The organism is Halomonas sp. (genome assembly GCF_014859505.1).
Classification (GTDB): Bacteria; Pseudomonadota; Gammaproteobacteria; order Pseudomonadales; family Halomonadaceae; genus Halomonas.
Genome location: NZ_JACUUD010000108.1, coordinates 1 through 9,180, shown reverse-complemented (window position 1 = coordinate 9,180; position 9,180 = coordinate 1). Strand labels below are relative to the sequence as shown.

The 9,180-nt window shown below is 67.7% G+C and carries 9 protein-coding genes; all 9 read right to left on the bottom strand.

All coding sequences use genetic code 11. The annotated features are described in order from the left end of the window. Positions 1 to 788, bottom strand: a 788-nt coding sequence (locus tag IBX53_RS12685) for an NAD(P)-dependent oxidoreductase (RefSeq protein ID WP_290909811.1), incomplete at its 3' end; no start/stop codon positions are given. A 61-nt stretch (positions 789 to 849) separates the two neighbouring features. After that, positions 850 to 2,310 (bottom strand): aldehyde dehydrogenase family protein, encoded by a 1,461-nt coding sequence (locus IBX53_RS12680; RefSeq protein WP_290909810.1) that lies wholly within the window; start codon positions 2,308 to 2,310, stop codon positions 850 to 852. A gap of 12 nt (positions 2,311 to 2,322) precedes the next feature. Beyond that, the gene (locus tag IBX53_RS12675) at positions 2,323 to 3,600 is read right to left on the bottom strand and encodes a TRAP transporter large permease (RefSeq protein ID WP_290909809.1); all 1,278 of its coding nucleotides are present in this window, start codon (positions 3,598 to 3,600) and stop codon (positions 2,323 to 2,325) included. Then, positions 3,597 to 4,145, bottom strand: coding sequence for a TRAP transporter small permease (locus IBX53_RS12670; protein ID WP_367171611.1), 549 nt, complete (start codon positions 4,143 to 4,145; stop codon positions 3,597 to 3,599). Before IBX53_RS12670 ends, IBX53_RS12675 begins: the two co-directional genes overlap by 4 nt. A gap of 102 nt (positions 4,146 to 4,247) precedes the next feature. Then, positions 4,248 to 5,255, bottom strand: a complete 1,008-nt coding sequence (locus tag IBX53_RS12665; protein WP_290909805.1) for a TRAP transporter substrate-binding protein — start codon at positions 5,253 to 5,255, stop codon at positions 4,248 to 4,250. A 145-nt stretch (positions 5,256 to 5,400) separates the two neighbouring features. Further along, entirely contained in the window at positions 5,401 to 6,363 is a 963-nt protein-coding gene (denD, locus tag IBX53_RS12660) for a D-erythronate dehydrogenase (protein WP_290909803.1), read from the bottom strand. 68 nt (positions 6,364 to 6,431) lie between these two features. After that, on the bottom strand, positions 6,432 to 7,232 hold the full coding sequence (otnI, locus tag IBX53_RS12655) for a 2-oxo-tetronate isomerase (protein ID WP_290909801.1): 801 nt from the start codon (positions 7,230 to 7,232) through the stop codon (positions 6,432 to 6,434). Between the two features lie 29 nt (positions 7,233 to 7,261). Then, a complete protein-coding gene (gene otnC / locus IBX53_RS12650) occupies positions 7,262 to 7,951 on the bottom strand; it encodes a 3-oxo-tetronate 4-phosphate decarboxylase (protein WP_290909799.1) in 690 nt (229 codons plus the stop codon). Beyond that, positions 7,948 to 9,180, bottom strand: a 1,233-nt coding sequence (otnK, locus tag IBX53_RS12645; protein WP_290909797.1) for a 3-oxo-tetronate kinase, incomplete at its 5' end; no start/stop codon positions are given. The genes otnK and otnC, both read right to left, overlap by 4 nt.

The following is a 9,180-nucleotide window of genomic DNA, read 5'->3' as shown; positions in this document are numbered from 1 at the left end:
GCCACCCCGAGCTCATCGGTCATGGCATGATAATAGCCGAGATCCTTGCTGGCATTGGCCACGCTGAAACGAAAGCCGGACGCATCGCCGGACTCGATGAAGGGGCGCAGGCGCTCCAGCACCACCCCGCCGCCGCCGCCCTTGCCGAGCACCTCAAGCAAGGCCGCATCGTCGATGCCAGAGCGCCGCGAGGCCGCCGTGGCTTCGGCCAGCACCGCCGCGAACCCCAGCGAAACAAAGTTATGCAGCAGCTTCAAGGTGTGTCCGGCACTCACCTCGCCGGCGTGGGCGATGTTCTCGGCAAAGCACGCCAACAGCGGACGCAGCTCGTCGAAGAGGGCCTGGGGGGCACCGACGATCAGGTTGAGCCGCCCTTCTTCGGCCTCCTTCGGCGTGCGGGTCATGGCCGCGTCCATGAAGCGCCCGCCGGCCGCCTCGACACTCGCGGCGACCTTCGCCGTGGAACTGGGCAGCGCCGTGGAGCAGTCCACCACCACCGTGTCCGGCGCCAACCCCGCCAGCACGCCATCGGCGGCAAGGAGCACCGCCTCCACCTGGGGCGAGCCGGTCACGCACAGCAGCACCACCTCGGCGCCTTCTGCCACCTCTCTGGCGCTGGCCCGGGATTCGGCCCCCGCCGCCAGCAGGTCATCGACCGGCTGGTTGCCGGGGTGATCGAGGAAAATCAGCGAATGGCCAGCCTTGAGCAGGTTCCTGGCGATTCCGTGGCCCATCAGCCCTACGCCTACCATGCCGATGCGGCGCGGCGTCTCAGTGGTTGATTGCATCGTCGCGTCCCGGTTGTGATTAAGGGTTGTGTTCGAGGGTTGTGATCGATTATTGGCGCGTTCAGCCATGGCGGATGGCGACAGTCTTCAGGCGCGTATAGCTGCGCAAGCCTTCAAAGCCCTTCTCACGGCCGTGCCCCGAGCGCCCGACGCCACCAAACGGCAGCTCGATACCGCCGCCGGCGCCGTAGTTGTTGATGAACACCTGGCCACTGCGAATGCCCCGGGCCAGGCGCAGCTGACGCCCGCCATCGCGGGTCCAGACCCCGGCGCACAGCCCGAAGTCGGTGGCATTGGCCAGGCTCAGCGCCTCGGCTTCGTCCTCGAACACCTGAACCGCCAGTACCGGGCCGAACAGCTCCTCGCGAAGCACGGCGTGGCCATCGGGAATCTCGGTGAGCAGATGGGGGACCACGAAGTGCCCGGTTTGAGAGGCTGTCTCGGCCAGCCGTCCGCGGGCGGCGATGTGAATGCCATCCGCCTCGGCGGCGGCCAGGCGTGCCTCGAGCCGCGATTTCTGGCGGGCGTTGATCAGCGGGCCACAGTCGGCGTCGGCTTCGCCGGCGTCACAGCACAGCGCCGCGAAGCGCTCCACCAGTCTTCCGATGAAGGCCTGGGCGATCTCTCGCTGGACCAGCAGGCGGCTACCCGCCGAACAGGTCTGGCCGGCGTTCTGGATGATGCCGCGCACCACGGTATCGAAGGCGGCATCGAGGTCGGCATCGGCAAACACGATCTGCGGCGACTTGCCGCCCAGTTCCAGGGTCACCGGCACATGATGCTGGGCGGCGGCCTGGGCCACCTGGGTGCCGGTCTCCGGCGAGCCGGTGAAGGAAAGATGGTCGATGCCCGGGTGGGCCGCCAGCGCCGCCCCGGCCTCGCGCCCCAGACCCGGCACCACGTTGAGCACGCCAGCCGGCAGGCCGTGCTGCATGGCCAACTCGGCCAAGCGCAATACGCTCAGGCAAGCGTCCTCGGCGGGCTTGAGCACCACCGTGTTGCCGGTCGCCAGCGCCGCCGCCACGCAGCGACCGAAGATCTGTGCCGGATAGTTCCAGGGGATGATCTGGGCGCAGACGCCGTAGGGCTCGCGCAGGGTCATCACCGTGAAACCAGTCTCGTAGGGAATCGTCTCGCCGTGCAGCTTGTCGGCGCCGCCGCCGTAGAAGCGGAAATAACGCGCGCAGGCGGTGATATCCGCGCGCGCCTGGGTCATCGGCTTGCCGGTGTCCAGGCACTCCAGGGTAGCCAGGCGCTGATGGTCGGCATCGATGGCCGCCGCCATGGCCAGGAGCCACTCACCGCGCTGGCGGGCGCTCCACTGCGCCCAGTCACCCAGGGTGCCCGCGAAGGCACCGCGGGCCGCGGCCACCGCAGCCTCTACCTCCTCGGCCTGACACCGGGCGATGGCCGTCACCACCCGCCCATCGCAGGGAGCTTCCATCTCCAGAGTCGCCGGGGTGGCCAGCCATTCCCCGGCAATCAGTGCCGCCTGGGAAGGCATCTCGGGTATCTCGAACATCATGACTCTCCTTTAGCCGTAAACCAGGTTGACGAGCCCCATGGAAATCCAGGGCATATAGGTGATCAGCACAAGGCAGGCCAGCACCACCAGCACGAAGCGCACCAGCCAGGGCAGCATCTGATCCAGGGAGATCCTGGCCACGGCGCAGGCGGCAAACAGGTTCACCCCTAGGGGCGGGGTGATCATCCCCAGCGCCAGATTGACCACCATCACCAGGCCGAAGTGGACCGGGTGGATGCCGAACTGGATCGCAATCGGAGTGAGGATCGGGGCCAGCACCAGAATCGCCGCCGAGGTCTCGATGAACATGCCCACCACCAGCAGCAGACCATTGACGACCAGCAGGAACATCAGCGGGTTATCGATCGTCGCGGTGACCAGGCCCGCGATATGCGCCGGTAGGCCGGTGCGGCTGAGCAGGAAGCTGAACAGCGAGGCGGCAGCGATGATCAGCATCACCGCGGCGGCGGAGATCACGCTCTGGCGCAGGATCGGCAACAGGTCCCCCAGCTTCAGCTCACGGTAGTAGAGCCCTCCCACCACCAGGGCATAGAAGACCGCCACCGCCGAGGCCTCGGTGGGGGTGAACACGCCCCCATAGATACCGCCGATCACTACCACCGGCATCAGCAGCGCCGCCCAGGCTCGCGTCAGCGACGACACGAAGCCGGTGCTGTCCTTGTAGTCCTCCTTGCCGAAGCCCCGCATCTTGCAGAACACATAGAGGAAGAGGATCAATGCACCGCCGATCAGAAAGCCCGGCCCCACTCCCGCCAGAAACAGCTGACCGATGGAGGTATCGGTGCTGACCCCGTAGAGAATCAGCGGGATGGAGGGGGGGATCAGAACGCCCAGTTCCGCCGAGGAGGCCTGGATGGAAGCCGCCAGCGGCCTGGGGTAGCCATGCTTGACCATGGCAGGGATCAGGATGGCGCCGATGGCAAAGGTGGTCGCCACGCTGGAACCGGAGACCGCGGCAAACATCATGCAGGTCAACACGCAGGACATGGCCAGCCCGCCCTGCACCTGCCCGACGATCGACTTGGCCAGGTCGACCAGTCGTTGAGAGATGCCGCCGGCAGCCATCAGGTTGCCGGCCAGGATGAAGAAGGGGATCGCCATCAGCGGAAACTTGTCGATGCCGATGAACATCTGCTGCGGCACCAACAGCAGCGGCAGTCGGGTAAAGAATTCGATGCCGATGATCGACGCCAGGATGATCGACACCGCGATGGGCACGCCGAAGGCGAACAGGATCAGCAGCGATAGACCGATGACAAGGTTCATGAGCGTGTGCCCCCCTTGCCGGCACCCGTTTTGCTGTCCGGGATATCGCGCCGGGCCTGCGACATCTCTTGCAGCTCAACCTCGGGACTGACCTCGCTGTTGTCCGGCCCCACCGGTTCGCGACCGCTGAGCTGGGCGCCAATCCGGGCCAGCACGGCCACGATAGCGAACGCCGAGCCGGTAGGAATCGCCGCATAGGCGTAGGACATGGGGATATTCATGCCTGACATGGTCTGATTGCTGACCCGCCCGGTCATCAGGATCCCGAAATAGATCAGCACGCCCAGCACCAACAGGCAGCACAGCACGATGGCCGTTTCCAGCCACAGCCCGAAGCGGGTCGGCACCACCTTGTAGATGGCTTCGACGGCCATCATGTAGCCGCCGCGAAACGTCGCCGCCGCGGCCATGAACACGCACCAGATCATCGACGCTCGCGAGGCCACCTCGGTCCAGGTCGAGGGGGCATTGAGCACGAAGCGTGTCAGTACCTGATAGAAACTGAGCGTCACCGAGATCACCAGCATGACGATGGCGATGGCCATCGCCAGACGCGTCAACTGGTGCTCGAAGCGCAGGAATGCAGCGAGCATAGGTTCACCATGACCGGAGAGGCCCCCGGCAAGTGCCGGGGGCTGGGGGACGAATCAGCAGCCGGCGGCTTTTTCCTGAATGCGTTCGAGCATCTCGCTACCGTGCTGCGAGGTGAAGATCTCGTAGGCGGGCTGAACGGCTTCCTGGAACGGCCCGATATCGATATCGGTCTTGACCGTCATGCCGTTCGCCTCGAGCAGCGCGACCCCTTCTTGTTCGAGGCGTGTCACCTCGCCGCGGGTGGCTTCCGCCGAGGCGCGGGAGGCTTCGTGGAACCATTCACGCTCCTCGTCACTGAGCCCGTCGAGCAACATCGGCGAGCCCAGTATCACGGCGGGCGAGTAGACGTGACCGGTCAGCGACAGATAGTCCTGCACCTCCCAGAAGTTGGTCGCCACGATCACCGTGATGGGGTTTTCCTGACCGTCCACGGTGCCCTGCTGCAGGGCCGTGAACAGTTCCGGGAACGCCATCGGCGTGGGCCGTGCGCCCATCTGGCGGAAGGCCTCCTGGTGCACCTCGTTCTCCATGGTGCGCACGCGAAGGCCCTCTGTGTCGGCAGGCGAGGCGATCTCGCGTCGGCTGTTGGTCATGTGGCGAAAGCCGTTCTCCGACCAGGCCAGGCCGACCAGACCGTGGTCGCCCATCTTGGTCAGCAGCTCATCACCAAGCTCCCCATCGAGCACACAGCGCGCCTGGTCGTAGTTCTCGAACAGGAACGGCAGGTCGAGGACATAGCTCTCGGGGACAAAGTTGCCCAGCGGCCCGGTGGAGGTAATGACGATGTCCACGGTGCCGATCTGCAGGCCCTCGATCATCTCGCGCTCGCCGCCCAGCGAGCCCGAGCTGTGTTCGGTGACGGTGAAGGCGCCGTCGGAGAGCTCCTCCAGGGTCTCCTTGAAGGCCTGGGCGCCCACCGCGTAGTGGGAGGTCGCCGACAGGGTGTGACCGAGGCTGACCTCGGTGGCGGCCTGGGCCTGCAGGGCAACGCCGGCCAGGGTGAGTGACACGGCACCGGCGATAGCGGTGACCAGGGGACGACGAGCAAGGCGTGAAGTCATGAAGCGTTCCTCTTTTGTTGTCGAAACTGCTGTTGTCGTTACTGCTGTTGTCGTTACTGCTGCTGTCGATACGGCGTCTTGCGCCGTGCCGTTGATGGCGCACCTCCTGCGCCAAATCCTGAAACACCGCCGCGATAGCGGTGGTTTACTGCTGCTCCGCCATGAAAGCGGCAACGATGTCGGCAAAGCTGTCGTCGCCCACGAAACCCAGGCGGTCGGCCTTGGCGGTGTCGAAACGTCCCGGCCAGCTGGCGATGATCGCCTCGATGCGCGGGTCGGGTTCATGGCGCACCCGCGCCACCGCGTCCGGGCCTGCCACCTCCCCCAGGGCGGCGAGCATCTCGGCGACGCTGACGGTGATCCCCGGCAACATGAAGGCGCGGAACTTGCCCAGCGCATCGCCGTCCACCTCGGCGCCACGCACCAGCGCCTCGATCACCCTGCCCGGAGACATGACGAAAAGCGGCTGATCCATGGCGACCGGGCAGATGGCCTCTTCCCCATTGAGCGGCTCGCGCAGGATGCTGGACGCAAAGCTCGAGGCCGCGGCGTTGGGCCGCCCCGGGCGAATCACGATGGTCGGCAGACGCAGCACCCGGCCGTCGACCAGGCCGCGGCGGCTGTAATCATTGATCAGCAGCTCGCACATGGCCTTCTGGGCCCCGTAGGAGTTTTGCGGCTGCAGAGCAGTCATGTCGTCGAGCGTCTCGGGCAGCTCGCCGCCGTAGGCGGCCACCGAACTCGCCATCACCAGCCGTGTCGCCGTCAGGTCCCGGGCTCGGCAGCCCTCGAGCAGCGCTCGGGTGGCGTCGAAGTTCACCGCCATGCCGAGATCGAGATCCGCCTCGGCGGCGGAGCTCACCACCGCCGCCAGGTGGTAGATGACATCGGGCCGGCCGTCGAGCAGTCCCTCCCAGGCACCGGGGGCGGTGAGGTCCAGGGCGCGGCTGTCGAAGGCAATATTCGAGGCCTGGGGGGCGGCGGCCTCGGCCTGGTCGGCCAGGGTGACGCAGGTGATCGGCTGGCCGCACAGCTCGCCTCGAGCGACCAGGCGGTGCACCAGGCGCTGGCCGAGGAAGCCGGCGGCGCCGGTGATCAGGATATGCATGTGAGTTGGCGTCCTCTTGTTATTGAAATCTGTGGTGGTCGTATCGCATCAAGGCGTGGCCGTTCGCCTCAGCCGGGCAGCAGCCCGACATCGCGCGCCCAGCCGAGGCCCTGGCGGGTATCGCCCGCCGGGCGGTACTCGCAGCCGATCCAGCCGGTATAGCCCAACGCCTCGAGACGCTCGAACAGCGCCGGATAGTGCACCTCGCCGACGTCGGGCTCGTGACGCTCCGGCACGCCGGCGATCTGCACATGGCCGATGGCGCTGAACTGCCGCTCCAGGTGGCGTGTCAGGTCGCCCTCCATGATCTGGCAGTGGTAGAGATCGAACTGCAGGCGCAGGTTGGGCTCGCCCACCTCCTCGAGCACCGCCATGGCCTGAGCCTGGCGGGAGAGGAAGAAGCCCGGCATGTCACGGGTGTTGATCGGCTCGATCAGCACCTCGCGTCCCACCTTGGCGGCCTCCCGGGCGGCGAAGCGCAGATTGTCGATATAGGTCGCGTGGTGGGCGGCGCGTGCTTCGTGCGGGTCGCCATCGACGGGCAGCAGCCCCGCCATGGCATGAACCCGCGGGCAGTCCAGTGCCTGGGCATAGCGCAGCGCCTCCACCACGGAGTCGCGAAACTCCGCCTCACGCCCCGGCAGGCTGGCCAGGCCGCGCTCGCCGGCCTCCCAGTCGCCCGGCGGCAGGTTGAAGAGCACCTGCTCGAGAGCGTTGCCTTCCAGCAGCGCGCGCAGCGTTTCCGGCGCATAGGCATAGGGAAACAGGTACTCGACGCCGCGAAAGCCGGCCTGCCCCGCCGCGGCAAAGCGGTCGAGGAAGTCGTTTTCGTTGAACAGCATGCTGAGGTTGGCGGCCAGTCGGATCATGGCAGTGTCCTTGTCGATATAGTGGCGCGTCACTCCCGGGGGAATCTCGCCTCCAGTTCCGCGACCTGCTCCGGCGTCAGGCAGCGGGGGTTCTCGCCGCGCAGCAGCAGGAACAGCTTGGCGGTCTCCTCCAGCTCCTCAGTGGCGTAGACCGCCGCCTCGAGGGTCTTGCCGGCCACCACCGGCCCATGGTTGGCCAACAGCACGGCGCTGTGACGCCCCGCCAGACCGCGCACGGCATCGCCCAGGGCCGGGTCGCCGGGCACGTGGTAGGGCACCAGCGGCAGCTTGCCCACACGCATCACGTAGTAGGCGGTGAGGGGTGGAATGCAGTCGCAAGGGTCAACGCCCGGCAGGCAGGAGACCGCCACCGAATGGGTGGAGTGGAGATGCACGATGGCGCCAGAACGAGGCCGCTCGGCGTACATCGCCATGTGCAGGAAGCTCTCCTTGGTGGGCTTGTCGCCGTCCAATAGCCGCCCGTCGCCGTCAAGGCGCGAGATGCGTGCCGGGTCCAGGCGTCCCAGGCAGGCGTTGGTGGGCGTCATCAGCCAACCGCCGTCGTCGGTGCGCACGCTGATGTTGCCGCTGGAGCCCATGGTCAGGCCGCGCTCGAACAGCGAGCGCCCGAGGGTCGCGATCTGCTCGCGCTGCCGGCTCTCGGTGCCGAGGTAGGGGCTGTCGACATAGGGGCTATTGACATAGGAGCTGCCGCTCATGCCCTTCCCTCCCTGGTCAGCTCGTCGAGCACCGTGAAGGCGCGGGTGAAGAAGGCCTCGCCGCCGAAGTTGCCGGACTTGAGCGCCAGGGACATCGGCGTCTCACGGCCCTCCAGCGGCGCCTGGGTCCAGGGCACGCCGGGGTCGATCTGGCCGCCAATCCGCAGCTGGCGGATGCCCAGCGCCGAGACCACCGCCCCGGAACTCTCCCCGCCCGCCACCACCAGTCGCCCGACGCCCTCATCCACCAGGGTCCGTGCCAGCCGGCCCAGCGCCTGCTCCACCAGCGCCCCGGCGCGGGCCACGCCCAGCGCCTGCTGCGCGGCCAGGACCTGCTCGGGGTTGGCCGAGGCGTAGATCAGCACCGGGCCGCCCTGGGCGAGCGCCTCGCGGGCAAAGGCCAGTGCCGCCTCGAGATGTTCGTCGCCCGCGGCCAGGGCCAGCGGGTCTAGGGCAACGCCGGGATGCTGCGCGAGAAAGTGTGACACCTGGCCCAGGGTGGCCCGGGAGCAGCTGCCCGACAGCACCAGGGCACCGCCCGACGCCGGCGCCAGCCGCCCCGGTTCGGCTACCTCGGCCAGCCAGCCGCGCCGACGGTACTGGGCCGGCAGTGCCTGGCCAAGGCCCGAGCCGCCGGTCACCAGCGGGTACTCCACCACCGCCTCGGCCAGCGTCTCGAGATCGTCCTCGTCCAGGGTGTCGCAGATCACGTGGCGCACCCCCTCCGCGGCCAATGCCGCGAGATGGGCGCGGGTCGGGTCGGCGCCCTGGGCGAGCCGCGGCCGGGCGGCCAGGCCCACCGGGTGGGCCGTCTGGCGGCCCAGCACCCGCACCAGGTCGGCATCGGTCATGGGGGTGAGCGGATGACGCTCCATGCCGCTGTCGTTGAGCAGCCGGTCGCCGACGAACAGATGCCCCTGGTAGACGGTGCGACCGTTCACCGGAAAGGCCGGCACCATCACGGTCTGACCGCTGCCGATCCGATCCAGCAACGCATCCGCGACCGGGCCGATATTGCCGGCCTCGGTCGAGTCGAAGGTGGAGCAGTACTTGAAGAAGAGCTGGCGGGCGCCGCGGGCCTGGAGCCACTCCAGGGCGGCCAGGGAGTCGACCACCGCCTCCCGGGCCGGGCAGGAGCGGGACTTCAGCGCCACCACCACCGCGTCGGCGTCGCCCAGGTCGACCTCGCCGTCGGGCACGCCGATCAGCTGCACGCAGCGCATGCCGGC